Annotated in this window: 23 protein-coding genes; 14 read left to right on the plus strand and 9 right to left on the minus strand. The window is 72.1% G+C overall.

The features are described 5' to 3' along the window. Window positions 1–278: 278 nt before the first annotated feature. The 3 genes from groL (at window position 279) to ACWCP0_RS07240 (ending at window position 3305) form a co-directional block, all read left to right on the plus strand. A complete protein-coding gene (groL, locus tag ACWCP0_RS07230; RefSeq protein WP_451077869.1) occupies window positions 279–1901 on the plus strand; it encodes a chaperonin GroEL in 1623 nt (540 codons plus the stop codon). A gap of 165 nt (window positions 1902–2066) precedes the next feature. Continuing rightward, window positions 2067–3038 (plus strand): amidohydrolase family protein, encoded by a 972-nt coding sequence (locus tag ACWCP0_RS07235; RefSeq protein ID WP_451077870.1) that lies wholly within the window; start codon window positions 2067–2069, stop codon window positions 3036–3038. Between the two features lie 111 nt (window positions 3039–3149). Beyond that, window positions 3150–3305 (plus strand): hypothetical protein, encoded by a 156-nt coding sequence (locus ACWCP0_RS07240; RefSeq protein ID WP_451077871.1) that lies wholly within the window; start codon window positions 3150–3152, stop codon window positions 3303–3305. Between the two features lie 239 nt (window positions 3306–3544). Here ACWCP0_RS07240 and ACWCP0_RS07245 read toward each other — a convergent pair whose 3' ends face one another. Then, on the minus strand, window positions 3545–3718 hold the full coding sequence (locus ACWCP0_RS07245) for a hypothetical protein (protein WP_451077872.1): 174 nt from the start codon (window positions 3716–3718) through the stop codon (window positions 3545–3547). A 7-nt stretch (window positions 3719–3725) separates the two neighbouring features. Here ACWCP0_RS07245 and ACWCP0_RS07250 point away from each other — a divergent pair, with 7 nt between their 5' ends. The 3 genes from ACWCP0_RS07250 (at window position 3726) to ACWCP0_RS07260 (ending at window position 6526) form a co-directional block, all read left to right on the plus strand. Then, window positions 3726–4106: a DUF4232 domain-containing protein gene (locus ACWCP0_RS07250; RefSeq protein WP_451077873.1), complete on the plus strand. Its 381-nt coding sequence runs from the start codon at window positions 3726–3728 to the stop codon at window positions 4104–4106. A 338-nt stretch (window positions 4107–4444) separates the two neighbouring features. Next, window positions 4445–5230 carry a putative protein N(5)-glutamine methyltransferase gene (locus ACWCP0_RS07255; RefSeq protein ID WP_451077874.1) on the plus strand — a complete coding sequence of 262 codons (786 nt, stop codon included), beginning with the start codon at window positions 4445–4447 and terminating at the stop codon, window positions 5228–5230. A gap of 54 nt (window positions 5231–5284) precedes the next feature. After that, window positions 5285–6526 carry an MFS transporter gene (locus ACWCP0_RS07260; protein ID WP_451077875.1) on the plus strand — a complete coding sequence of 414 codons (1242 nt, stop codon included), beginning with the start codon at window positions 5285–5287 and terminating at the stop codon, window positions 6524–6526. A gap of 9 nt (window positions 6527–6535) precedes the next feature. Here the strand turns inward: ACWCP0_RS07260 and ACWCP0_RS07265 are convergent, their stop codons facing one another. Next, window positions 6536–7252 carry a hypothetical protein gene (locus ACWCP0_RS07265; protein ID WP_451077876.1) on the minus strand — a complete coding sequence of 239 codons (717 nt, stop codon included), beginning with the start codon at window positions 7250–7252 and terminating at the stop codon, window positions 6536–6538. A 237-nt stretch (window positions 7253–7489) separates the two neighbouring features. On the opposite strand from ACWCP0_RS07265, the gene ACWCP0_RS07270 reads away from it, so the two are divergent. Beyond that, window positions 7490–8965 carry an ABC transporter permease gene (locus tag ACWCP0_RS07270; RefSeq protein ID WP_451077877.1) on the plus strand — a complete coding sequence of 492 codons (1476 nt, stop codon included), beginning with the start codon at window positions 7490–7492 and terminating at the stop codon, window positions 8963–8965. A gap of 47 nt (window positions 8966–9012) precedes the next feature. Continuing rightward, complete coding sequence (locus ACWCP0_RS07275) at window positions 9013–9702, plus strand: ABC transporter ATP-binding protein (RefSeq protein ID WP_451077878.1); 690 nt, start codon at window positions 9013–9015, stop codon at window positions 9700–9702. An 88-nt stretch (window positions 9703–9790) separates the two neighbouring features. On the opposite strand, the gene ACWCP0_RS07280 is transcribed toward ACWCP0_RS07275, so the two are convergent. From ACWCP0_RS07280 to ACWCP0_RS07290, 3 genes are all read right to left on the minus strand, one after another. After that, on the minus strand, window positions 9791–10423 hold the full coding sequence (locus tag ACWCP0_RS07280; protein WP_451077879.1) for a hypothetical protein: 633 nt from the start codon (window positions 10421–10423) through the stop codon (window positions 9791–9793). Window positions 10424–10791: 368 nt separating this feature from the next. Then, the gene (gene murQ / locus ACWCP0_RS07285; protein WP_451077880.1) at window positions 10792–11739 is read right to left on the minus strand and encodes an N-acetylmuramic acid 6-phosphate etherase; all 948 of its coding nucleotides are present in this window, start codon (window positions 11737–11739) and stop codon (window positions 10792–10794) included. Window positions 11740–11805: 66 nt separating this feature from the next. Then, window positions 11806–12762, minus strand: a complete 957-nt coding sequence (locus tag ACWCP0_RS07290; protein ID WP_451077881.1) for a MurR/RpiR family transcriptional regulator — start codon at window positions 12760–12762, stop codon at window positions 11806–11808. A gap of 86 nt (window positions 12763–12848) precedes the next feature. Here ACWCP0_RS07290 and ACWCP0_RS07295 point away from each other — a divergent pair, with 86 nt between their 5' ends. After that, complete coding sequence (locus ACWCP0_RS07295; RefSeq protein WP_451077882.1) at window positions 12849–13205, plus strand: hypothetical protein; 357 nt, start codon at window positions 12849–12851, stop codon at window positions 13203–13205. Next, window positions 13202–13477, plus strand: a complete 276-nt coding sequence (locus ACWCP0_RS07300; protein ID WP_451077883.1) for a DUF4031 domain-containing protein — start codon at window positions 13202–13204, stop codon at window positions 13475–13477. The genes ACWCP0_RS07295 and ACWCP0_RS07300 overlap by 4 nt, the downstream gene beginning before the upstream one ends. Before the next feature lie 26 nt (window positions 13478–13503). On the opposite strand, the gene ACWCP0_RS07305 is transcribed toward ACWCP0_RS07300, so the two are convergent. Together ACWCP0_RS07305 and ACWCP0_RS07310 are read right to left on the minus strand one after the other, a co-directional pair. Beyond that, window positions 13504–14766, minus strand: coding sequence for a Cmx/CmrA family chloramphenicol efflux MFS transporter (locus ACWCP0_RS07305; protein ID WP_451077884.1), 1263 nt, complete (start codon window positions 14764–14766; stop codon window positions 13504–13506). 141 nt (window positions 14767–14907) lie between these two features. Next, on the minus strand, window positions 14908–15555 hold the full coding sequence (locus ACWCP0_RS07310) for an HD domain-containing protein (protein WP_451077885.1): 648 nt from the start codon (window positions 15553–15555) through the stop codon (window positions 14908–14910). Window positions 15556–15725: 170 nt separating this feature from the next. Here ACWCP0_RS07310 and ACWCP0_RS07315 point away from each other — a divergent pair, with 170 nt between their 5' ends. Then, window positions 15726–16217: a DUF6479 family protein gene (locus tag ACWCP0_RS07315; protein WP_451077886.1), complete on the plus strand. Its 492-nt coding sequence runs from the start codon at window positions 15726–15728 to the stop codon at window positions 16215–16217. 67 nt (window positions 16218–16284) lie between these two features. After that, on the plus strand, window positions 16285–16974 hold the full coding sequence (locus ACWCP0_RS07320) for a copper homeostasis protein CutC (protein WP_451077887.1): 690 nt from the start codon (window positions 16285–16287) through the stop codon (window positions 16972–16974). A 774-nt stretch (window positions 16975–17748) separates the two neighbouring features. Here the strand turns inward: ACWCP0_RS07320 and ACWCP0_RS07325 are convergent. Further along, window positions 17749–19719, minus strand: coding sequence for a HelD family protein (locus ACWCP0_RS07325; RefSeq protein WP_451078046.1), 1971 nt, complete (start codon window positions 19717–19719; stop codon window positions 17749–17751). Window positions 19720–20430: 711 nt separating this feature from the next. Here ACWCP0_RS07325 and ACWCP0_RS07330 point away from each other — a divergent pair. Further along, a complete protein-coding gene (locus ACWCP0_RS07330) occupies window positions 20431–20622 on the plus strand; it encodes a hypothetical protein (protein ID WP_451077888.1) in 192 nt (63 codons plus the stop codon). A 183-nt stretch (window positions 20623–20805) separates the two neighbouring features. Next, window positions 20806–21891 carry a glycosyltransferase 87 family protein gene (locus tag ACWCP0_RS07335; RefSeq protein ID WP_451078047.1) on the plus strand — a complete coding sequence of 362 codons (1086 nt, stop codon included), beginning with the start codon at window positions 20806–20808 and terminating at the stop codon, window positions 21889–21891. Window positions 21892–22301: 410 nt separating this feature from the next. On the opposite strand, the gene ACWCP0_RS07340 is transcribed toward ACWCP0_RS07335, so the two are convergent. Then, the gene (locus ACWCP0_RS07340; protein WP_451077889.1) at window positions 22302–23789 is read right to left on the minus strand and encodes a membrane-associated oxidoreductase; all 1488 of its coding nucleotides are present in this window, start codon (window positions 23787–23789) and stop codon (window positions 22302–22304) included. Between the last annotated feature and the right edge of the window lie 42 nt (window positions 23790–23831).

Genomic DNA, 23831 nt, shown 5'->3' on the forward strand with positions numbered 1-23831 from the left:
CCCGCTGCCGTGCGCCCGACCCCTCTCCGGGAGCCGCCCGCCCCACCCGTCGTCCGACGGTCGCCCCCCTCGACGCTTCCTCGAAGCGGCTTGCACTCTCCATGCCCGAGTGCTAATCATTGGCGTTAGCACTCTCCGAGTGAGAGTGACAACAATGGACCGGGTAGGTGAGGTCCGCAGGCCAGGTGGGGCAAGGAACCACAAGGCTTGCAGGCCGTCCGTCGCGGGCGCCAGCGCGGTCCGGAGCAATCCACCCCAGTCCGGGAGGACCACTTCACATGGCCAAGATCATCGCGTTCGACGAGGAGGCACGGCGCGGTCTCGAGCGCGGGATGAACCAGCTCGCCGACGCCGTCAAGGTCACCCTTGGCCCCAAGGGCCGGAACGTCGTCCTCGAGAAGAAGTGGGGCGCCCCCACGATCACCAACGATGGTGTCTCCATCGCCAAGGAGATCGAGCTCGAGGACCCGTACGAGAAGATCGGCGCCGAGCTGGTCAAGGAAGTCGCCAAGAAGACGGACGACGTCGCCGGTGACGGTACGACCACCGCGACCGTGCTCGCCCAGGCGCTCGTCCGCGAGGGCCTGCGCAACGTGGCGGCCGGCGCCAACCCGATGGCCCTGAAGCGCGGCATCGAGAAGGCCGTCGAGGCCGTCTCCGGCGCCCTGCTCGAGCAGGCCAAGGACGTGGAGACGAAGGAGCAGATCGCCTCCACCGCTTCCATCTCCGCCGCCGACACCCAGATCGGTGAGCTCATCGCCGAGGCGATGGACAAGGTCGGCAAGGAAGGCGTCATCACCGTCGAGGAGTCCCAGACCTTCGGTCTGGAGCTGGAGCTCACCGAGGGTATGCGCTTCGACAAGGGCTACATCTCGGCGTACTTCGCCACCGACATGGAGCGTATGGAGTCGGCCCTGGACGACCCGTACATCCTGATCGTCAACTCCAAGGTCTCCTCGGTGAAGGACCTGCTCCCGCTGCTGGAGAAGGTCATGCAGTCGGGCAAGCCTCTGCTGATCATCGCCGAGGACGTCGAGGGCGAGGCCCTGTCGACCCTGGTCGTCAACAAGATCCGTGGCACCTTCAAGTCCGTCGCCGTCAAGGCTCCGGGCTTCGGTGACCGCCGCAAGGCCATGCTCGGCGACATCGCCATCCTCACCGGTGGCACGGTCATCTCCGAGGAGGTCGGCCTCAAGCTCGAGAACGCGGGCCTGGACCTGCTGGGCCGCGCCCGCAAGGTCGTCATCACCAAGGACGAGACCACGATCGTCGACGGTGCCGGTGACAGCGACCAGGTCGCCGGTCGCGTCAACCAGATCCGTGCCGAGATCGAGAACTCCGACTCGGACTACGACCGTGAGAAGCTCCAGGAGCGCCTCGCGAAGCTGGCCGGCGGCGTGGCCGTCATCAAGGCCGGTGCCGCGACGGAGGTCGAGCTCAAGGAGCGCAAGCACCGCATCGAGGACGCCGTCCGCAACGCGAAGGCCGCCGTCGAGGAGGGCATCGTCGCCGGTGGTGGCGTGGCGCTCATCCAGGCGTCCAGCGTCTTCGAGAAGCTGGAGCTCGAGGGTGACGAGGCCACCGGTGCGGCTGCTGTGAAGCTGGCCCTGGAGGCCCCGCTGAAGCAGATCGCCGTCAACGCCGGCCTCGAGGGCGGCGTCGTGGTGGAGAAGGTGCGCAACCTGACCCCGGGCCACGGCCTGAACGCCGCGACCGGCGAGTACGTCGACCTCGTCGCCGAGGGCATCATCGACCCGGCGAAGGTGACCCGTTCCGCCCTGCAGAACGCGGCCTCCATCGCCGCGCTGTTCCTCACCACCGAGGCCGTCATCGCCGACAAGCCGGAGAAGGCCGGGGCCCCGGCCGGCGGCGGCATGCCGGGCGGTGACATGGACTTCTGATCGACCTCTGGTTGATCAACCGTCCTGAAGACCGAGGGCGGCACCCCTACTCCCAGGGGGTGCCGCCCTCGGGCGTTTCCGGAATCCGCCTCACGGCCCGGGGCGCAGGCGGTTCCGGTCCGGCGTCCGGTGGACGTCCCGCCGGGGCGGCGTGATCCTGAAAGAGTGCGGACCGATGTGCACGCCCATCTGTGGAGCGAGGACTATCTCCACCTCCTGGAGTCCTACGGGCGCGAGGACACGGCGACGCAGCACGGTCCGGGAGCGGGCGACAGCCCCTCGGAGCTCGACGCCCGGTTCGCGATGAACGACGCCGCCGGCATCGATCACCAGATCCTGTCCGTGTCCCCGCAGACCCCGTACTTCCCGGACGAGTCGGAGGCGGTCATGTCCGCGCGTCTCGCCAACGACCACTACGCGGAGCTCGTACGCGCCTGGCCCGCGCGCTTCTCCGCCTTCGCCGCGCTGCCGCTCCCGCACCTGGACGCCTCGCTGGAGGAGCTGGCACGGGCGCTCGACGAGCTCGGGATGGCGGGGGCCGGGCTGACGACGTCGGTCCTCGGCCGGAGCCTCGGCGACCCCGTCTTCCGGCCCCTCTTCGAGGAGTTGGACCACCGGGGCTCGGTGCTGAGCCTCCACCCGGCGGGACGGGACGCAGGATCGCCGCTCATCGCCGAGAACCGGATGCGGTGGATGGTCGGCGCGCCGACGGAGGACACCATCTGCGCGATGCACCTGATGCTCGAAGGCATCCCCAGCCGCTTCCCTCGGCTGCGGATCGTGCACGCGCACCTCGGCGGCGCGCTGCCGATGCTGCTGCCGCGCGCCGATGAGCATGTCCCGTGGGAGGCACCGGACATCGTCGAGATGCCGACCGTCGCGGCACGTCGCATGTTCTACGACACCGTCGCCCACGGCCACGAACCCGCGCTGCGTGCGGCGGCCGAGTCGTACGGCGCGGACCGGCTGATGCTCGGTACGGACTTCCCGTACCAGACCGGGGACGGGCTGCGCCGGGCCGTCAGGTTCATCGAGGAGACGCTGGTTCCGGAGGAGGCCGAGGACGTGCTGGAGGCGGGCACGGACCTGCTCCCGGCGGGCAGCGCCACGGAACCGTTCAACGGGCGTGGTCCTTGAGCGGGTGGCCCGGAGCGGGCTGCCCGATCCGGCAACGACTGGAACGGTGTCCGGCCGGATATCCCGGATCCCGACCACCCGGGGAGCGCCCGGTACGACGGGGTCCAGGCCGTGTTCCACGCCGATGACACGGAAACCGAGCACTGGACCGAGTCCCAGACGGTCTTCGTGCACCTGAGCACGTGGGACGCACACCAGGAGCGGGCGCGATGGCTCGCGGCGCGCATCGGCCGTGAGGTCCTGGGTGAGCCGCAGATCGGCTGGTGAGGTCCGTTGGGCGTGGCACCGGTGTTTCCGTGGTGGATTCGGGAAGGCACGGTCACCAAGCTGTGAAGGTCGGGCGGGACGCTGGTGTTCTGTCAGCGCACTCGCGCTTCTCACTCGGGGGAACATCAGATGACCGATCACCGTCCCGTCCGCCGCGGCATCCGCGGAACCGTCGTCGTGCTCGCCGCCGTATCCGCCCTGGCCCTGACGGCCTGTGGGCCCGATCAGGGCCCGACCGATCAGACCGGCGGTGGGGCCGAAGCGCCCACCGCGAGCCCGTCCGGGGCCGCGAGTCCTTCCGGGTCCGCCGGCCCCTCGAAGCCGACGACGCCGTCGAAGCCTGCGGCCCCTTCGGACTCCTCCGGCGAAAGCTCGTCGCCCGACGCCGACTTCGCGGTCTTTCCGTGCAGCACGTTCGACGTGAAGTTCAGCGCGACCCTCGCGGAGCGCACGACGAGCAGCTACCTGCTGAAGATCACCAACAAGAGCGGCAAGCCCTGCAAGGTGCTGGACTACCCGATCGTGACCTTCGGCGACCTCGACGGCGCGGCGACCGAGCGCTCGGAGACGCACCCGGGCACCGACATCAGGCTCCAGCCGGGCGAGTCGGCCTACGCGGGACTCATGGGAGGCGTGAACAACGGCAAGGGCCGGACCGTCGAGTCGATCGCGATGACCATGAACACCGCGTCCGACCTCGAGCAGGTGCCGCTCAAGGCGTCGACTCCCGGGCTGTACGTCTCGCCCGACAACTCCGTCACCGCGTGGCTGAGCAACGCCGAGGACGCCCTCAGCCTGTAGTGGGCGTGTGCCTGACGTCCGCGACGAAAGTGACGAAGGAGGACCATGCGGCGGCCCGGAACACGAGCTTCGGGCCGTACGACTCCGGTCACCCGATGGCGGACGGGAGTGGGACCGTCCGCCGGTGGCACCGAGCTCGGCGCCACCGGGGGACGTGCTGCGGGCGCGGGTGCGGGAGCGGAACTGGGAGGTGCGGCTTCCGGGGTAGGGTGGCGGCTCCAGCAGTGCCGGCAGAAACGAGGAGGTGGGACCCATCACCGCTGTTGCAGGCCGGGTGCTCGCCTCCGCTTCTCCGTAGGTGGCCGAGGGAGCCCCGCTCGGTATTCCGAAAGGCTCCCGTGTCGCTTTCATCTCTGGATCACTCTGCCGTCGTGAACCGTCTCCGCTCCGCAGGCTGTGTCTTCGCCGAGGACGAGGCGGCGCTCATCGCCTCCACCGCTCGTACGCCCGCCGAACTCGCCGCGATGGTGTCGCGGCGCGCCGACGGTCACCCCCTGGAACACGTCCTCGGCTGGGCCGGGTTCTGCGGCCTGCGGATCGCGGTCGAACCGGGGGTGTTCGTGCCCCGGCGCCGGACCGAGCTCCTCGTCCGGCAGGCCGTCGCCGCTCGGCCGTATGCGGCGGTGGTCGTCGATCTGTGCTGCGGGTCGGGGGCCGTGGGGACGGCTCTGGCCGCGGAGTTGGGGCGCGTCGAGCTGTATGCCGCCGACGTCGACCCGGTCGCGGTGCGGTGCGCGCGGCGCAATGTGGGCGCCTTGGGGCGGGTGTACGAGGGGGACCTGTACGCGGCGCTGCCCGGCGCACTTCGCGGGCGGGTCGACATCCTGGCCGCGAACGTCCCGTACGTACCGACCGAGGAGGTCGGGCTGCTGCCGGCCGAGGCACGCGTGCACGAGCCGATCGTCGCGCTCGACGGAGGCGCGGACGGGCTCGACGTGCTCAGACGCGTGACCGGCGAGGCGGGGCAGTGGCTCGCACCCGGCGGGATCCTGCTGTTCGAGACGAGCGAGCGTCAGGCGGCGGACGCGGTCGAGGCCGTCGCGCGCAGCGGGCTCGTACCGCGCGTCGCCACGTCCGACGAGCTGTACGCCACCGTCGTCGTCGGGACCAAGTTGCCCAGCTGAGGCGGTCGGAATTGGCCCTGGGAGGCGGGCCGTCCGGGCCATAGCGTCATGGTCATGCCGACCCCTCGCGTCCTGCCGCCTGCCGGTCCGCCTCGTGTCCTCGCCCTCGCCCAGCTCGTCAACTCCCTCGGCGACGGTGCCTTCTACGTCACGTCCGCTCTCTTCTTCACCCACGTCGTCGGCCTCGCGCCGGCGAGAGTCGGGATCGGGCTCACCGTCGCCTGGGCGGTCGGGTCGGTCGTGGGTGTACCGCTCGGGCGGCTGGCGGACCGGCGAGGGCCGCGGGGGACCGCGGTGCTGCTGGCGTCGGCGACGAGCGCGGCCGTGGGCTCGTTCCTGGTCGTCCGGTCCTTCTGGCCGTTCCTCGCCGCCGCGTGCCTGTACGCCACCGCGCAGTCCGGGCTCGCGGCGGCGCGGCAGGCGCTGCTCGCGGGGCTCGTGGCGAAGGAGGAGCGGACCGGCGTACTCGCCCATCTCCAGTCGACCCTCAACGCGGGGCTCGCGGTCGGCGCCGGGATGGGCGGTCTCGCGCTCCACTCCGGCAGCAGGGCCGCGTATCTGACGGTCTTTTCGCTGGACGCGGTGAGCTTTCTGGTCTGCGCGCTGGTGCTGTGGCGGCTGCCGGCCGTCGAGCCGGTGGCCGCGGAGAGGGGCCCGGCCCTCGGCGTCCTGCGCGACCGCCCGTACACGCTGATCACTCTGCTCAACGCCGTGCTCTTGCTGCGGATGCCGCTGCTCAGTCTCGGGATCCCGCTGTGGATCAGCGAGCGCAAGCAGGCGCCCGCCTGGCTGGTCTCGGCCCTGTTCGTGCTCAACACCCTGGCCGTGGCCGCCTTCCAGGTGCGTGCGGCCCGCGGCGTCACCTCGCTGGGGCCGGCGGTGGGGGCCGTGCGCCGGTCCGGGGTGATCATGCTCGTCTCGTGCGCGGTCACCGCGTCGTCCGGTGTGGCCGGGATGCCGGTGTGGGCGGCGGTCTCCGTACTCGTCGCGGGCGCCGTCCTGTACGTGGCCGGTGAGATGCTGCACTCCGCCGGCTCCTGGCAGATCGGCTTCGACCTCGCTCCGGACGGCCGCACCGGCGAGTACCAGGCCTTCTTCGGCACGGGCGTGACGGTGGCCAGGACCCTGGGTCCGCTGGTGCTCACCGCGCTGCTGGTGACATGGGGTGTGCCCGGATGGCTCGTGCTGGGCGGACTCTTCGTGGCCGCGTCGTACGGGATCGGGCCGGCGGTGCGGTGGGCTGAACGACGTCGGCCCGCGGCAGCCGTGGCGCAGAGGGCGCGGGCGTTCGACTGACGTCCTCGGTCAGTTCCGCTGGGCTGCCTGCACCTTGTTGACCTGCTGTGCGATCAGCGCCGGGTTGATCTTCGGTGTGACCCTCTTCCCTGGGTACTGAGCGGGGTAGAAGGTCGCGAGGTCGAACCTGATCGTCACGGCGCCGCTGCGGACCAGGGTGAACACCTGCCTGTGGTCCATCGGGCCATCCTCGGCCTGCCAGGTGGACAGGGCGGTGGAGCTGATGGATTCGTCGCCCCAGTTGTCCGAAGGCCCCGGCTCGAGCCTGGTCGTGATCTCGCCGCCGCCCCTGCCTGGATGGGTGTACCGGTCGCATTTCTTCAGCGAGTTCTTCGCCATGCTGAGGAAGTCTCTTGCGCCGAACTGGGAGTCGCTGGCCAGGACGACATGGCCCGAGATCAACGCCGTTTCCCTTGGCGAGTAGTTCACCTGCGCGTACGCCGACGACGCGTGCGGATAGCCAGCGACAATCACATCGCCGAGCCCGATGCATTCCATCGGCTCCACGGCGGTCCGCCCGCGACGGGCGAGGTCCTTCAGGCTGCTGTCGTCCCATATGCTCGAGTAGCCGAGCGCGGCCATCTCCTTCTCGGTCAGCCGACTCGCTTCCAGCTCTGCCTGACTCAGCATGCGCGAGTCCTCGGCGGCGGAGGCACTGGGTGCCGTCGAACGCCGGTCCGCCGGGTTTGTCGCGCTCTGCGCGGAACATCCGCCGACGGCGGGCATGACAGCCAGGATTCCGGCGGCTGCCAGCCGCCATGTACGCGTGTACAAGGCCCCCCCAGGGCAATGAATGTGTGGTGCTGGGGCACGGTATGCCGCTGGTCGGCCGCTTCGCCAGGTGCGTCCGCGTATCGTGATCAGGCCGTGTCGCTGCCTTAGTGAACCCCGCACCGGGGCTTCTCATGCCTGTCTCATCCAGGCCTTAACCCACCCTCACGGCGCGCGCCTAGCTTTCGCGCCATGTTCTTCACCTACCTCAGGCGCGAGCTGCGCCGCCGCAGGAAGGCGGCGCTCGTCGTCGCCTCGGGGCTTGCACTCGGAATCGCCCTGGTCATCGTCGTCAACTCGGTCTCGGCCGGGATGACTCAGGCGCAGGGCAAAGTGCTGGAGTCCCTGTACGGGCTCGGCACCGACATGACCGTCACCAAGGCCGCCGCGCCGCCCGGGGAGGGCGACACCGTGCGGCGGCCGAGGTTCCAGTTCGACGCGAAGGACGGGGACGACGACGCCGAGCAGAGCCAGGACATCGTCATGGTCCAGGGCTTCGAGACGCTGGCCGCGTCGACCGTCGCGCAGGTCGGCGAGCAGGACGGGGTCGCGGACGCCGTCGGCGGGCTGAACGTGCGGGTCATGAAGGTCAACGGGCAGTTCAAGCGGGGGGAGTTCGAGCAGGAGCCCGGGCAGGAGGGGAAGCCGGGCGGCCCGGCCGGCGGTGAGGTGCGCGGTGAGGTGCGGGGCGGCGGGGCCGACTTCGACGTCAACTCGTACTCCGTGTACGGGACGGACGTCGCCCATCAGGGGCTCGGGCCGCTGACCTCGTCGGAGATCACGTCGGGGCGTACGTTCAAGGCGAGCGAGACCTCGGCCGAGGTGGCCGTCGTCGACAGCGCGTACGCGAAGGAGCAGAAGCTCTCGGTCGGCAAGACGCTGACCATCTCCGGGAACACGTTCACCATCATCGGGCTTGCGACCGCGGACAGCGGGGACGCGGCGGCGAACGTCTATCTGCCGCTCGCGCAGGCGCAGACGCTGGCCGACGCCAAGGACAAGGTGACGACCGTCTATGTGAAGGCGACCGACTCGCAGCAGATCGACGCGGTCAAGGCGACCATCCAGAAGAACATCTCCGGGACGACGGTCACCACGTCCGCCGACCTGGCGGACACCGTCTCGGGGTCGCTGTCCACGGCCTCCGACCTGGCGTCGGGCGTCGGCAAGTGGCTGTCGATCGTGGTGCTGGTGGCGGCGTTCCTGGTGGCCGGTCTGCTGACGTCGTCGGCGGTGAGCCGGCGGGTGCGGGAGTTCGGCACGCTGAAGGCGCTGGGGTGGAAGAGCCGCCGCGTGACCGGCCAGGTGGCGGGCGAGGCGCTCGTCAACGGGCTGATCGGCGGGGCACTGGGAATCGGGATCGGGCTGGCGGGCGCGTGGGCGATCACCGCGTTCAGCCCGACGCTCACCGCGCAGCTGGGCGGTGGCGGGGGCGGCGCCGGTCAGGTCATGGGCGGCGGCCCGATGGCGGCCCGCGGCGGCGAGGGCGGGCCGCTGGGGCAGAGCGCGTCCAAGGCCCTCGACATCGCGCTCACCGCGCCGGTGTCCCTCACCACGATCGGGCTCGCCGTGGCGCTCGCGGTGACGGGCGGGCTGATCGCCGGCGGGTTCGGCGGCTGGCGGGCGTCGCGGCTGCGGCCGGCGGACGCGTTGCGCCGCGTCGAATAGCCCCCGAATCCACTGACGAACGTACGTACAGCAGGAGTTGAATCACGATGTACGAGCTCACAGGCGTCACCAAGCGCTATCGGCGCGGCAAGGACACCATCCAGGCCCTCGACGGGGTCGACCTGACCATCGGGGACGGCGGGCGGCTGGTCATCCAGGGGCCCACCGGCGGCGGCAAGTCCACGCTGCTGCAGATGCTCGGCGGCCTGGACCGCCCGACCGAGGGGTCCGTCGTCCTGGACGGGGTCGACCTCGCGACCCTGCCGGAGGCGCGGCTGACGCGCGTGCGGGCCGAGAAGATCGGCTTCGTCTTCCAGGGCTTCAACCTCGTTCCGACGCTCACCGCTCAGGAGAACGTCGAGACCGCTCTCGTACCGCTCGGCCTGAAGGCAGCGGAGCGGCGCGAGCGGGCGGGTGAGGCGCTGGAGTCGGTGGGGCTCGGCGAGCGCCGGGGCCATCTGCCGGGTGAGCTGTCCGGCGGGCAGCAGCAGCGGGTCGCGATCGCGCGGGCCCTGGTGAAGCGGCCGGCGGTACTGCTGGCGGACGAGCCGACCGGGAATCTCGACGAGTCGATGCGCGACGAGATCATGGAGTTGCTGGAGGGCCTGTGGGAGGAGAACGGGCTCACGTTCGTGATGGTCACTCATGACTCGGCGCTGGCGCGGCGGGCACCGCGGGTGGCGACGATCAGGAAAGGGCAGGTGACGATCAAGGAGCGGGCGGTGGGGGCGGCGTAGCCCTCTCCGGTCCGGGCCCTCGCCCCGGTCCGGCACGGGCCCCGGGTGGGGCCCGTGCCGGTCGGCCGCGGGGTCGGCCGTGGGACGGTCAGAAGCGGATGCCGCTCACGCGGCGCCTCCTGACCAGACACCCGGCGGCTCCGGCGATCACCACACTGCCCAGGCCCAGCTGCATGCCCTGGTCCGCCATGCCTCCGCCGCCGGCGTCGACCGAGCCGTTCGGGCGGTCGTCGGAGTCCGAGTCGGAGTCGGAGTCGGAGTCGGAGCGGTCGTCGGAGTCCGAGCGGTCGTCGGAGTCGGAGTCGGAGCGGGATTCGGAGCCTGAGCGGGAGCCGGAATCGGAGTCGGAATCGGAGTCGGAACCGGCACCGGAGTCGGACTGCTTGTCGGCGTCGGCGTTCCTGTCGGTGTCGGTTTCGCCGATCTCGTACGTGTCCGTGAGCCTGGTCGCCGGCGGGCACTTGGCGATGACGGTGTCGTTCGCGGCATCGGTCCCTTCCGGGATCTCGAACTCGCCGGTGAGCTCGCCCTCCTCGCTGCCTTCGAAGAGGTGGAACATCCCGGCCACCTCGGACTGGCCCTTGCCATAGGTCACGTCATCGCCGCAGCCCTTGATGGTGACGGTGACCGTGGAGCCCGGGGTCGCGCTCCCCGGCTCGATACGGATGTCCGAGTCACCGGCGGCGACGGCGGCGAACGCGAGCGGGACCGAGAGTGCCACGGCACCGAGAACGAGACCGGCGCCTACACCAACGCGTCTGTTACGCATGAAAATCCTCCAACGGAGCAGTGTCCGGCCTGTCTGCGCGGTGCGAGTGCTGTGCTCCGTTTTCGAGGGAACCGACAGTCCGTCAGATCCGCAACCTGACGATTCGTCGGATCTGTCGCCCGAGTGGAGGTGGCGGGTGCTTCGCGCGTGGCCGTTTGCGCAGGTCGGAGGCGGGGGAGGCGAGTGCGGCAAGAAAATCCGACGAATCGTCAGAAAAGACGTCGAACGGGGTAGAGGTGAGGTCCGTCGGGGGTCCGGCTCGCGTCCGCCGCGGCCCCGGCGCGGGTGCCCCGGGGCGACGCCCCACCCCCCGCCGGGTCCTAGCCCTGGAGCGCCTCGCGCAGATGGCCGTCGGACTGCTGGAGGCGGGCCGCGGCCGTGGGGGCGTCGAGTGTGGCGAGGAGCATCAGGATCGCCGTCTTGACCTCGCCGTCCGCCGCCGTGAGGGCCGATTCGATTTCGTCGTCCGGCGCGCCCGTGGCGAGCGCGACGATCCGGCGCGAGCGGGCGCGCAGTTTCTCGTTGGAGGCGCGCACGTCGACCATGAGGTTTCCGTAGGTCTTGCCGAGGCGGATCATCGTGATGGTCGAGATCATGTTGAGGACGAGCTTCTGCGCCGTGCCCGCCTTCAGCCGGGTCGATCCGGTGAGGAGTTCGGGCCCGACGACGACCTCGATGCCGTGCTCTGCCGCCGCCGCGAGCGCGCTGTCCGCGTTGCAGGACAGGCCGATGGTCAGCGCGCCGAGGGCGCGCGCGTGCTCGACGGCGCCGACCGCGTACGGAGTGCGGCCGGATGCGGAGATGCCGACGACGGTGTCGTCGGCGGTGAGCCCGAGGCCGTCCAGGTCCTTCGCCGCGAGCTCCGCGGAGTCCTCCGCGCCCTCGACTGACGTCACCATCGCCGCCGGGCCGCCCGCGATCAGGCCCACGACCTGGTCCGGGGCGGTGTTGAAGGTGGGCGGACACTCGCTGGCGTCGAGCACGCCGAGGCGGCCGGCCGTGCCCGCACCCGCGTAGACCAGCCGGCCGCCTCGGGCCATCCGCTCCGCGGTCGCGTCGATCGCGGCGGCGATGGCGGGGAGCTGCGTGGTGACGGCGCCGGGGACGGAGCGGTCCTCGCCGTTCATGATCTGGGCGATGTCGAGGGTGGGCAGCCGGTCGATGTCGGCGAGCTCGGGGCGGAACGCCTCGGTGGTGAGGGTGGCCAGCTGGGCGCGGAGCTCGGAGTGGTCCTCGGAGTAGTCCTGCGCGTCGTGCGTCGAGGTCATGGAGGCGCGGCTCTTTCGGTGGCTCGTGTTCTGCGGTCCGTGGTCTGCGGTCTGCGGGGTGTGCGGTCAGCGGGTACGGGTACGGGGACGGTGGCGGTGCGCGAGCGCCTCGTACGACGCGGCGAGAGCGGGTGCCGCCGTCTCGTACGTACGCTGCGCGACGCCGATGAACAGGCAGTCGACGACGAGGAGCTGGCTCGTACGCGACGACATCGCCGCGGGCCGCAACTCGCTCTCGCGCGCGGTGGAGGTCGTGAGGATGTGGTCCGCGTACTGAGTGACCGGCCCGTCCGGGCGGCCGGTGATCGCGACGGTCGTCGCGCCGTGGTCGAAGGCGACGCGCAGCGGCTCGATGACGTCCCCCGTCGAGCCCGAGTGGGTGATCGCTATGGCCACGTCGCCGGAGCGCAGCTGCACGGCGTTGGTGACGGCGAGGTGCGGGTCGCAGTGGGCCTGCGCGATGAGGCCGATGCGCAGGAGCTTCTGGGCGAGGTCCTGGGCGACCAGGCCGGATGCGCCCACACCGTAGATGTCGGTGCGGCGTGCGGTGGAGAGCGCGCCGACCGCGGCGCCCAGCTGCACCGTGTCCAGGTTGGCCGCGGTGTCCGCGAGGGTCTGCTGCTCGTCGTACGCGAGCTTGGCGACGACGTCCGCTATCGGGTCGTCCACCGCGATGTCGGCGGTGACGGACGGGGCGCGGCCCGACTGCTGCTGGGCGGCCAGGCCCGCGAGTGCGAGCCGCAGATCGCGGTAGCCGGGATAGCCGAGGAGGCGGGCGGTGCGGACGACCGTGGCCTCGCTGGTGCCGGTGAGCTCGGCGAGGCCGGTGACCGTGAGGGCCGCGCAGCCGGCCGGGTCGGCGGCGACGGCCTCGGCGACCCGCTGCATGGAGCGGGTCATGGACGGCGCGAGCGTGCGCACCTTCGCCGCGAGGGCGGCGGGTGCGGGCGGGGCGTCGCCGGCCGGCCCGGCCGGAGTGCCCCCCTGGCCACCGATGAAAATTTCCTTCACTTCATTGGTCACCATTGAAAGATATTTTCGGGATCAATCGGCGTCAACCCCCTGTCAGCCCGCTCCTCCCCTCGTACGGACCGGGAGACAATGGCTCCATGAACGACGTCGAACCGCTGGAACAGGCGCTGCACGCCGCCCGCGCCCTCGTCCTCGCCGACCTCGCGGCCCGCGACGTGGCCCACGCCGAAGTCGTCTCACTCGTCGAGGAAGCCGTCGCACAGCGCCGCTGGTGGGTCGGGCAGTGGCCGGAGGGCGTCGAGTACGTCGCCGGGCTCATCGCCCAGGACGTACAGGACGCGCTGCTGGAACGGTACGGCCGCTGGCCGATCTGTCCGGTCTGCAGCACCGGCGAGCCCCACGCCCTCGACGTCGAACCGGAACTGGGACCCGATCCGCACTGGGTGTGCGGCAAGGCAGGTGTGGTGGTGGCGCCCGTCGGCGGACTGTCGTGACGGTCTACATCGACCCGCCGAACTGGCCGGGCCACGGCCGCATGTGGTCCCACCTGGTCAGCGACGTGTCGTTCGACGAACTGCACGCCTTTGCCGCGTCGATCGGCTGCCCGCCGCGCGCGTTCGAGCGTGACCACTACGACGTGCCCGAGCACCGCTACGCCGACGCCGTGCTGGCGGGCGCGGTGGAGATCGGTTCCAAGGAACTCGTGCGCCGGATCACGGAGGCAGGGCTCCGGCGGCGTAAGAGAGTGGCGCGCGAGAACGGCTGAGGGCGGCGTGGAGCGGCCGGACGCGGTCACGCGCAGGGCTGCGGCGAAGGCTCCGCGTCGGCCCGTACGGCCGAGGCGGCCACGGCACGGGTTCCCGCTTCCGCCGCCCGCGTCTCGGTGGCAGCGCGCGTCTGTGCGACCGCGCCGCGCCGGTGGAGCCGGAGCGCGACCGCGACCAGCGCGAGGGCCGCGACCGTCATGGCCGCGCCCGCCCACGCCGTCGACGCGAACCCGAAGCCCGCGTCGATCACCGTGCCGCCGAGCCAGGGCCCGCCGGTGTTGCCGAGGTTGAATGCGGCCGTTGCCGTGGCCCCGGCCAGGGTGGGCGCGGCGCCGGCGACGTTGAACATACGAGCGTTCAGCGCCGGGGCCGTGTAGAACGACGAGACGCCGAGCAGGAACGACAGGGCCACCACGAGGGCCGGCCGGCCGGCGCACAGCGCCACTGCCCCGAGCAGCACCGTCGACGCCGTGATGCCGCTGAGCATCACGCCGAAGAGGTGCGCGTCGGCGAACCGTCCGCCGATCGCCGTACCGACCAGCGCGCCGATCCCGAACAGCCCCAGCACCGCCGGTACCCAGGCGTCGCTCAGCCCGGCGACATCGGTGAGCAGCGGGGCGAAGTACGAGAACGCGCAGAAGACACCGCCCGCGGCGAGCGCGATGATCCCGACGGACAGCCAGACCTGACGGTCGCGGTAGACGGTCAGCTCGCGCCGCAGCCGCGGCTTCTCCGCCGGGACCGGGATCCGCGGGATGCGGGTCGCCACGCCGGCCAGCGCGACCGCGGACGCGGCGGCGACCGCCCAGAACGCGGAGCGCCAGCCGAGGTGTTCGCCGAGGAACGCGCCCGCCGGAACGCCGAGCACGTTCGCGATCGACAGCCCGCCGATCATCACGGCCATCGCGCGGGCACGGGCGTTCAGCGGCACCATCGCCATGGCCACGGCCGCACCGACCGCCCAGAACCCGGCGCAGGCGAGCGCGCTCGCGACGCGGGACGCGAAGAGCACCTCGTACGTCGGCGCGAGCGCACCCGCGACCTGGCCGAGGCCGAAGACCGTGATCAGCGCGATCAGGGTGGCCCGGCGCGGCAGCCGCAGCGTGGACACGGCGAGCAGTGGCGCACCGATCACCATGCCGATCGCGAACGCGGATATCAGCAGCCCGGCCCGCGGGATCGAGACGCCCATGTCCTCCGCGATGGGCGGCAGCAGCCCGGAGAGCATGAACTCGCTGGTGCCGAGCGCGAAGACCGAGAGGCCCAGGATGTAGACGGCCACGGGCATACGAGGGCGTGGTTCTGAGGCTACGGGCATGACAGTGGCCAACACAGCGGTTGCTCCTGTCATTCCCCCTACGGTGGTCGGCGAGGCGGTCGTCCACGCCGGCGGTCGCTTGCGCCGGCGGCCGTTTGCGCCGCCGGTCGTTCACGTCCGCTCCAGGCGCTCCAGCTCCGCCGACACATTGCGGCGCGCGGCGGCCTCCCACTCCCGCTCCCCGTAGGGCGTACGGAAGAGGCGCGGCAGGCCGAGAAGGTGGCGGAGGACGTCGGCGCGGCCCGCACGGAAGGCGTCGTCCGGGACGAATCCGTACTCCTGACGGACGGCGGCGGTGTAGGCGGCGTACGCGTCCGGCGGCGACGCGAGGATCGCGAGGTCCGCGTCGCACAGGACCATGCCGTTGCTGTCGCCGTCCTGGACGGCGTGCGTCTTCGTGAGGCGGACGAGACGGGCGACCTCGTTCGTGTCCTTCTGGGTCAGCCCGGCCTCGGGCAGGGCGCGCTCGGCGAGGCGCGCGGAGCGCTCCTCGTTCGTGGAGCGCTCCGGGAGGTAGACGGCATCGTGGAACCAGGCGGCCAGGCGTACGAGATCGGCGTCGTCCGCGTACTGCTCCAGCGTGTCGACGTGGCGGAGGACGGCGGCCAGATGGTCGACGGTGTGATAGCGCCGCTGCGGCTCGGACCAGCGGGCCAGCAGATTGTCCGCGTACCGGTACGGATCGGGGAAGCACGGGTCCTCGCGGACGGCGAGCAGTGCGCCGTACCAGCGGTTGCGGAGGTCCTCGGTGTCGGCCATGCGGCCCATTGTCCACGGGGGATTCCGGGGTGTCGGCCTTCGGGCACGACCGAACCACTGGCGCACACCTCGCCGATCCCTGGGAACTCCCGGGGCGCCCCTATGGGGCATCTAGGACGATAATGGGCGGGTCAGGCTTGTGTGCCGTTGCGTATGCGGAGGCAGACGCCATGAACTCGCTGATGATCGTCCAGGGCAGCCCGGCCACCACCGAAGTCCTGGCTGCCTCGCCGTTCGCCGGGCTCGTCCCGTTCATCATCGCCGTCGTGCTCGTCGCCGTGCTCGGGGGCGCCATGTGGCTGGAGGCGAGGCGGCGGGCGCAGGAGCGCGCGCCGCGGCCCGAGGACCAGCCGAAGCGGCCGGACCACCAGACCCACATCGAGGAGGTCCGGGAGCCGGACGAGGGTGACTTCCCGACGGGCGGCGAGCGGCTGCTTCCGTACAACCTGAAGACGCACAGCACGCACGGCGTGCCGATGGGGCCCGCCGGGGCCGGGGAAGCCGCGGCGCCGGCGCCCGGCGAGGGCGCGGGGCCGGCCGCGCCTGCGAAGCCGGCGGCGCCTGCGCCGGAGCAGCAGGGCGGATCGTCGGGTGCGGGTCCCGCGGGTCCCGCGGGTTCAGCAGGTTCCGCAGGTCCTGCGGGTTCCACACGGCAGCCCTGAGCCACTCGGACGGTCTAGGCTGGGCCCCATTATTGGACTAGACCTATAGGGCCGAAGGGATGGGGCCATGAGCAACCGTGCACTCCTGGAGGTGATCGCCCTCGACGAGGGGGACGCGGTCGCCGCCCAGGCCGGAGGAGCCGACCGCCTCGAGCTCGTCACCGACATGGCGGCGGACGGGCTCACCCCGGCCCGGGAGACCTTCGCGGCGATCCGCGCGGCGGTCGACATCCCGCTGCGCGTGATGCTGCGTCTCGCCGACGGATTCGCCGCCGGTGACGTCGAGGTACTCGTACGGGCTGCGCGGGGGCTGCGGGCCGAGGGCGCGGACGAGTTCGTCCTGGGCTTCCTCGACGCGCACGGCAACCCCGACCTCGTCACCGTCGAGCGGCTCGTCGCCGAGCTGGAGGGCTGCCGGTGGACGTTCCACCGGGCCATCGACCGTGCGGCCGACCGCGACGCGCTGCGCAAGCAGCTCGCGGACGTGCCCGGCCTCGACACGTATCTGACCGCAGGGTCCGCGGCGGGCGTGGACGACGGGCTTCCGGTCCTCCTCGCGGAGGCGGCGCGCCGGGGCGAACCGGGCTACGAGGCCCGGCTCCTCGTCGGCGGCGGCCTCCGCCTCGACCACCTCCCGGCCCTTCGCTCCGCGGGCATCGACGCCTTCCACATCGGCGGTGCGGCCCGTCCTCACGGCTGGACGGCACCGGTCGCGCCGGGGGCGGTCCGGGAGTGGCGCGAGGCGCTGGACGCGTAGCCCTGCACAAGGCTCGCGGCGCCCTCAGGAGCTGGGTCGAGTCGGGTCGAGCCGGGTCCCGAGGGCGCCGCGAGCGCCCGGCGTCGACGACCGCCGGCGCACGGCCCGGTGCGTCCGCTCAGCGCGTCCGCTCAAGTCAGCTGCGGCGGCAACGGCGCTGCGTGGAGCAGCGTCAGGCCCGAGACGGCGCGGGTCAGGGCCACGTACGGGGGGGCGCAGGCTGGTGCGTTCGTCCGGTTCGGCGTCGACGACCGCCGGCGCACGGCCCGGTGCGTCCGCTCAGTGCTTCCGCTCAGGACAGCTGCGGCGGCAACGGCGCTGCGTGGAGCAGCGTCAGGCCCGAGATCGCGCGGGTCAGGGCCACGTACGGGGGGGCGCAGGCTGGTGCGTTCGTCCGGTTCGGCGTCGACGACCGCCGCGCACGGCCCGGTGCGTCCGCTCAGTGCTTCCGCTCAAGTCAGCTGCGGCGGCAACGGCGCTGCGTGGAGCAGCGTCAGGCCCGAGATGGCGCGGGTCAGGGCCACGTACGGGGGGGCGCAGGCTGGTGCGTTCGTCCGGTTCGGCGTCGACGATCGCCGGCGCACGGCCCGGTGCGTCCGCTCAGCGCGTCCGCTCAAGTCAGCTGCGGCGGCAACGGCGCTGCGTGGAGCAGCGTCAGGCCCGAGACGGCGCGGGTCAGGGCCACGTACGGGGGGGCGCAGGCTGGTGCGTTCGTCCGGTTCGGCGTCGACGACCGCCGGCGCACGGCCCGGTGCGGCCGCTCAGCGCGTCCGCTCAAGTCAGCTGCGGAGGCAACGGCGCTGCGTGGAGCAGCGTCAGGCCCGAGACGGCGCGGGTCAGGGCCACGTACAGGCGGCGCAGGCCGGTGCGTTCGTCCGGTTCGGCGTCGACGACCGCCGCGGGCTCGTCCAGCACGACGTAGTCGTACTCGAGACCCTTCGCGAGGGACGCCGGGACCAGGGTGAGCCGGGCCTCGGGCGTCGTCTCCTCGCCGGGGGAGAGGTACCGCAGGCCCGCTGCGTCCAGCGCCTCCGCGAGCGCGGGGACGCGTGCGTCGGCCGCGATCAGGCCGATGGAGCCCTCGTGCCGGAGCGACTCCACGCACGCGGCCACCACATCGCCGTCCCCGGACGCCGGCCGGATCTCCAGGGAGCCGGGGGACTCGCGGACCGAACGGACCTCCGCGAGGCCCGGGGACATGTGCGGCAGCAGCCGTGACGCGTACGCGATGACCTCGCGCGGCACGCGGAAGCCCGCCGTCAGCTCCTCGACCACCGCGTCCGGCTTGCCGAGATGGGCGAGCGCCTCGGCCCAGCTCCCGGTCGCCCAGGGCGTGGTGCCCTGCGCCAGATCGCCGAGCACCGTCGCCGACCCGGTCGTGCAGCGCCGTCCGACCGCCCGGTACTGCATCGGCGACAGGTCCTGCGCCTCGTCCAGCACCACGTGCCCGAGCGAGTGCGTGCGCTCGACGAGGTCGCTCGCCTCGTCGATCAGGACCGCGTCGGCGGGGGACCACTTCGCGGTCCCTACCGAGCGCGGCGGCTTCGTCCAGAGGACCGCCTTCTGCTCGTCGGCGCCGAGGACGCCGTCCGCGTGCGCCGCGAGGAAGTCCGCGTCGGACAGCAGCCGCAGGACCAGCTTCGCCGGATCGACCGCCGGCCAGATCGCCTTGACCGCCGCCTTCACGGCCGCGTTGCGCGCCACCGCGTCCTGCACCCGGTCGTCGGGGGCCTCGCCGGCCTGTTCCATCCGTACGAGCACGGCGTGCGCGATGCGCTGCGGCAGGGCGGCGCGGGCAGCCCCGTACCGGATGTCGCGGTCCAGCAACTCCTGGACGATCTCCTCGAGTTCGTACGCCGGCACCCGCCAGCGCCGCGACCCGCGGACCACCATCAGGGCCTCCGTCGGCATGGCGACGTGCGACCGCACCGCCCGCCGCAGCACCTCCGCCATCCGGGCGTCGCCCTTGACGATCGCGGTCTCGGCGGCGTCCTCGCCGCGCACCTCGACGTGCGTCGCGACCAGATCGTCGACCGTCGCCTGCTGGACCTCCAACTCGCCCAGGGCCGGGAGGACTTGCTCGATGTAGTGGAGGAACGAGCAGTTCGGGCCGATGACGAGCGTGCCGGTGCGGGCCAGCCGCTCCCGGTGCGCGTAGAGGAGGTACGCGACGCGGTGCAGGCCGACGGCGGTCTTTCCGGTGCCGGGGCCGCCCTGGACGCAGACCGTGCCGGACAGGCCCGAGCGGACGATCTCGTCCTGCTCGGGCTGGATCGTCGCGACGATGTCCCGCATGGGGCCCACGCGCGGACGCTCGATCTCCGCCTGGAGGAGCCTGCTGGTCCGCTCGGCCTGGGGTTCCCCATGCCGAAGGCCAGGGGAGGGGTCGGTGAGGTGCTCGTCCTCGTACGCGGTGAGGTCGCCGGCCGTGTAACCGAAACGGCGACGCAGGGCGACGTCCTGCGGGTCCTTCTTCGACGCGCGGTAGAAGGGCTGCGAGACCGGCGCACGCCAGTCGATCACCATCGGGTCGCCGCCGGCGTCGTGGACGTGCCGCCGCCCGATGTAGAAGCGCTGCCCCTCCTGCGTGGTGTGCAGATAGTCGAGCCGCCCGAAGAACAGCGGGGTGTGGGCGAGGTCCACGAGCGCCTTGATGCGCTCCTCGATCTGGGCCTCCAGGACCGCGGCGTTGACCCAGTTCGCGGTGACGTCGCGGATGTCGAGTGCCCGGACGTCCTCGCGCATGGCACGCAGCGCGGAGCGCGACGCGGCCAGATGGGCGCGCTCGCGGGCGAGCGGATCGGGGTCGGGACCGGTCGACGCGGATACGGGCGCGGGCACGGGGTTGCCTCCGGAAGGTACGTGGACGTTACGGCGTGGCTGCGCGTCCGGTTACCGACCGGACGGCGGCACTCCTCGGAGGGAGGCGGGCAAGACGGGCGATTCTAGCCACCTCGGCGGAGGCGGGCGAACGGTTTTCCCGCGGGCGGGCGGCGGCGGACGTGCGGCGGCGGCGGCCGGTTCGCGCGGGGTCCCTTCGGGCCGGGCGGCGGGTCTGCCGAGCGGGTCTGCCGGAGAGGCCTCTGGGAGGCCCATGGGGCCCCCGCCCGCGGCGGCCTCTGTTCCCCTGCCCGCCCCTTCCCGTGCTGGAGGCAAGCCCCCGGGCCCCCGGGCGGGAGCCCGGTACCGTGCGGTGGGCCCGCGCGTCATCTCTCACCCGGCAGGGCCCCCGCGGTGCCGCACCTCGGCACCGCGCCAGGGAGGGGCGGGGCGAGGGCAGAGCCCCCGTGGGCGCGGGTCCGCGGCCTGTCCCGCCGGGCAGGGCGACTGGGCGGGTCCGCCCGGCATCACTCCGTCCCGTAGGGGACGACGTATATCCGAAGTCGTACGCGAGCCCGCTCGCGGTTCGGTCGGCAGGCCGATGTGTTCCGCGTGCGGAGAGCACACCATGGAGGTATGAGTACAGCCACCTTCCACCAAGCCGCGCAGCCCGGGCGCGGCGCCACCGCGAGTGGTGTCGTCGGGCATCACAGCCACCGTCTCGGCGACGCGCTGCGGGCGGTCAAGGTCTTCGTGACCACTGCCTTCGGCGTCGTGGTCCTCGGGGAGTACGGCGAAGAGGCCGGCGTCGTCCGCCGTCACCTCTGACAGACCCCGATTCCGCCCCCGACGCCGATGTCCGGACCGCCCCGCTGATCCACTAGGGTCGCGGCCGTGACGTACCCGTGCCGGACCGTGACCGCGCGCTCACTGACCGCAGTGGGCGGCGCCCTCGCCCTCGTCCTGTCGCTCGCCGCGCTGGCCGCTCTCTGTCTCGCCCAGCGCATCCCCATGGCCGACACCCTCGTCTACCGGGCGGAGGGCGCGGCCGTCGCCAACGGCACCGATCTGTACGGCTTCACCGTCACCGAATGGCAGCTGCCCGCCACGTATCCGCCCTTCGCCGCCATCCTCTTCGTGCCGACGACGTGGCTGCCCGTCGGCGCGCTCAAGGTCGCCTTCGTCGCCGGGAACGCCCTGCTGCTGGCCGTCCTGGTACGGCTCTCCTGCCGCTTCGCAGGGCTGCCGGTGCGGGTGCCCCATGTGCTCGCCGCCACCGCGTTCGCACTGTGGCTCGAACCCGTCTTCCAGACCGTCGTCTTCGGCCAGATCAACCTCGCGCTGGCCTGCCTCGTCCTGTGGGACCTGTCCCGCCCGCCCGGCGCGCTCGGCAAGGGCTTCGCCCTCGGCGTCGCGGCGGGCGTGAAGCTCACCCCGGCCGTCTTCGTCGTCCTGCTGCTGATCACCGGCAGGGTGCGGGCCGGGCTCACGGCCCTCGCCTCGCTCCTGGGGACCGTCCTGCTCGGGGCGCTCGTCCTCCCGGAGGCCAGCGCCGACTTCTGGACCCGCCGGATCTTCGAGACCGACCGCGTCGGCAAGGCGTGGATCATCGACAACCAGTCCCTCCAGGGGCTGTTCACCCGCGCCCTGCACGTGCAGGAGCCCGGCGCGGTGTGGGCGGTCACCGCCGCCGTGACCGCCGTCGCGGGCCTCTGGATCGCCCGCCGTGCCCCGGAGCGCTGGGGCGTTCTCGTCGTCGCCCTCACCGCCCTGCTCGTCTCGCCCATCAGCTGGTCCCACCACTGGGTCTGGTGCGTCCCGCTCCTGGCCGTCCTGATCGCCGAGGGCCGTCACCGTACGGCCGTCGCCGTCACGGCCGTCTTCCTCGCCCGCACCATGTGGCTCGTACCCCACGAAGGCGAGCTCGACCTGCAACTCGGCGGATGGCAGCAGCCGTTGGCCTCGCCCTATCCGCTCCTGGGGCTCGCGCTCCTGGCGTTCGCGGCGCTCCGCACCCGTACGACCGCGGTCACCGGCGCACCGGTGCGGACCCGGCGCGAGACTGCGGAACCGAGTACCCGCGCAGGCGCTCGTTGAGTACGTGACCGGAGCCGCCGGGCGGGACCGGGTTGATGCAATCAGGCCATGACGAAGACCAGCAGCGCCGCGCCCCTCGACGGCACGGGTGCGTACGAGCACGTCCAGCGCGACGTGCGCTCCCGGCGCATGACGGCCCTGATCGGTCTCGGGCCTCTGCTCGCCGCCTGTGTGATCACGGCCGGCGTCGTCCTCACGGACGCGGTCGCAGGGGACGGCGCCGCCTGCCCCGCCATCGACGCCGCCGCGTGGTCGCTGGGCCTCTCCGGGCTGACCGGCCTGGGTGCGGCGGCACTGCCGCGCGGTGCACCGAGGCGCGGAGTACGGGGCATGGCCGTCCTCGCCCCGTACCTCGCGATGATCCTCGGCCCGATCCTGGCGGCGCTCGACCGAACCAGGGTCGGGGCGGGCTACTGGCGGCGCAGGGAGCGGCTGATGCCGGCCGCGACCGTCGTGGCCAGGACCCAGCCGGTCACGATCAGCAGATACGAGAGCCACTGGTACCCGCCCTGTGGCGCGAACGCCGCCTCCTGCCCGAAGCCGATGATCGGCAGGAGCAGATCGAGAGTGTAGAAAACGGGGTTGAAGGCGGGCGCCTCGTCGGCCTTCAACGGTGGCGGATGCTCCAGCGCGAAGGCCACCGTGCCGGTCAGCAGCAGCGCCAGCAGCCATCCGGCCGCGCGCATCGGACGGAAGCCGTAGCCGAACGTCATGTCCTGGAGCGCGCCCCAGATCCTGGCGTACCGGGGCAGGGTGCGGCGGTGGCGGCGGAGTTTGGCGAGCTGGACGGTGCGGGCGGCGGCCTCGTCGCCCACCGTGCGGTAGGCGGCGGTCAGCTGCTCGTAGGCGTACGGCACATAGCCGCTCTCCTCGCGCTCCAGCAGCGGCAGCCGGTCCTCGGGGGGAAGATGCGGGGCCAGGGTGCGGTAGGTGAGGCCGTCGAGCCTGACCCGGTCCGGCCACACCTGTGGGGGGACGTGCAGGAGGTCGAGCTGGGAGCGGCGCAGGTTCACGGTGCCCTCGATCCGGGCGGCGTCGCGCAGCCACAGCTCACCCATGGCACAGCTGCTCGCGCGCAGGGCCTGCCCCTCGGGGTTGGACAGGCGGGCGTAGGCGAGGTTGAGCTGACGGGGGATCCGGGCGCCGCGCAGATTGACCCTGCCGTGGGCGCGCAGCCGCATGCCGCGCAGATCGCTGCCCACCGACAGGTTCTCGGCATGGAGCGCGGTGCCGCCGGGCGCGTGCAGTTCGGCGTCGTCGAGGTTGACCTGGCCGCCGACCGAGGTGTCGTTCAGCCGGACCTCTCCGCGGGCGACGAGGCCGGCGGCCCAGACGTCGTTGCCGATCACCGCGTGGTTGAGCTGCAGAGCCGGTTCCGCCGGTTCGTCGGGCCACGGAGCGTCAGGGGCCGCCGGAGAGCCCAGCCGAGCCCCGTTGAGGAAGAAGGCGTGGACCTGCGCCCCCGAGAGCATCACATGGCCCGCAATGCGGCAGCACGTCAGCCGCAGCACCATGTCGACGTGCAGGTTCCCTGCGCTGAGGCCCGGCAGCACCGAGTCGGTCAGCACCAGGGCGGGGACCCGCGCTCCGTACAACTGCGGGGGCTGCTCGAAGTGGCAGGACCGCAGCCGTAAGCCGTGCTCGACCGTCCCGTACCTGAGGTTCAGCTGTCCGGTGACACGGGCGCCCCACACCTTGAGCCCGGGTATCTCACCGTTCTGTGAAGGACCGTCGAGCAGCAGGGCCCGCAGCACCTCGGCGCGTACGGTCCGCTCGGGACCCCAGGACGCGCCCGTCCCGGGGTCCTCGTCGGCGCTCTCGCGGAAGTCGACGCCCTCGCCGTGGGGGAACGCTTCCCAGACACGCCGTTCCGCCGGTGTCAGGTCGGTGATCTCCATCGGCGGGATCGTTTCCCGCGGCTGTTCGGAGTGTCAACTCCC

Source organism: Streptomyces sp. NPDC001970, from assembly GCF_053594115.1.

Coding starts and splice junctions, on each gene's coding strand:
- groL (WP_451077869.1), top strand. CDS start 279: ATGGCCAAGATCATCGCGTTCGACGAGGAGGCACGGCGCGGTCTCGAG.
- ACWCP0_RS07260 (WP_451077875.1), top strand. CDS start 5,285: ATGCCGACCCCTCGCGTCCTGCCGCCTGCCGGTCCGCCTCGTGTCCTC.
- ACWCP0_RS07265 (WP_451077876.1), bottom strand. CDS start 7,252: ATGCCCGCCGTCGGCGGATGTTCCGCGCAGAGCGCGACAAACCCGGCG.
- ACWCP0_RS07270 (WP_451077877.1), top strand. CDS start 7,490: ATGTTCTTCACCTACCTCAGGCGCGAGCTGCGCCGCCGCAGGAAGGCG.
- ACWCP0_RS07275 (WP_451077878.1), top strand. CDS start 9,013: ATGTACGAGCTCACAGGCGTCACCAAGCGCTATCGGCGCGGCAAGGAC.
- murQ (WP_451077880.1), bottom strand. CDS start 11,739: ATGACCTCGACGCACGACGCGCAGGACTACTCCGAGGACCACTCCGAG.
- ACWCP0_RS07295 (WP_451077882.1), top strand. CDS start 12,849: ATGAACGACGTCGAACCGCTGGAACAGGCGCTGCACGCCGCCCGCGCC.
- ACWCP0_RS07305 (WP_451077884.1), bottom strand. CDS start 14,766: ATGCCCGTGGCCGTCTACATCCTGGGCCTCTCGGTCTTCGCGCTCGGC.
- ACWCP0_RS07310 (WP_451077885.1), bottom strand. CDS start 15,555: ATGGCCGACACCGAGGACCTCCGCAACCGCTGGTACGGCGCACTGCTC.
- ACWCP0_RS07315 (WP_451077886.1), top strand. CDS start 15,726: ATGAACTCGCTGATGATCGTCCAGGGCAGCCCGGCCACCACCGAAGTC.
- ACWCP0_RS07320 (WP_451077887.1), top strand. CDS start 16,285: ATGAGCAACCGTGCACTCCTGGAGGTGATCGCCCTCGACGAGGGGGAC.
- ACWCP0_RS07325 (WP_451078046.1), bottom strand. CDS start 19,719: ATGCGCGAGGACGTCCGGGCACTCGACATCCGCGACGTCACCGCGAAC.
- ACWCP0_RS07330 (WP_451077888.1), top strand. CDS start 20,431: ATGAGTACAGCCACCTTCCACCAAGCCGCGCAGCCCGGGCGCGGCGCC.
- ACWCP0_RS07335 (WP_451078047.1), top strand. CDS start 20,806: ATGGCCGACACCCTCGTCTACCGGGCGGAGGGCGCGGCCGTCGCCAAC.
- ACWCP0_RS07340 (WP_451077889.1), bottom strand. CDS start 23,789: ATGGAGATCACCGACCTGACACCGGCGGAACGGCGTGTCTGGGAAGCG.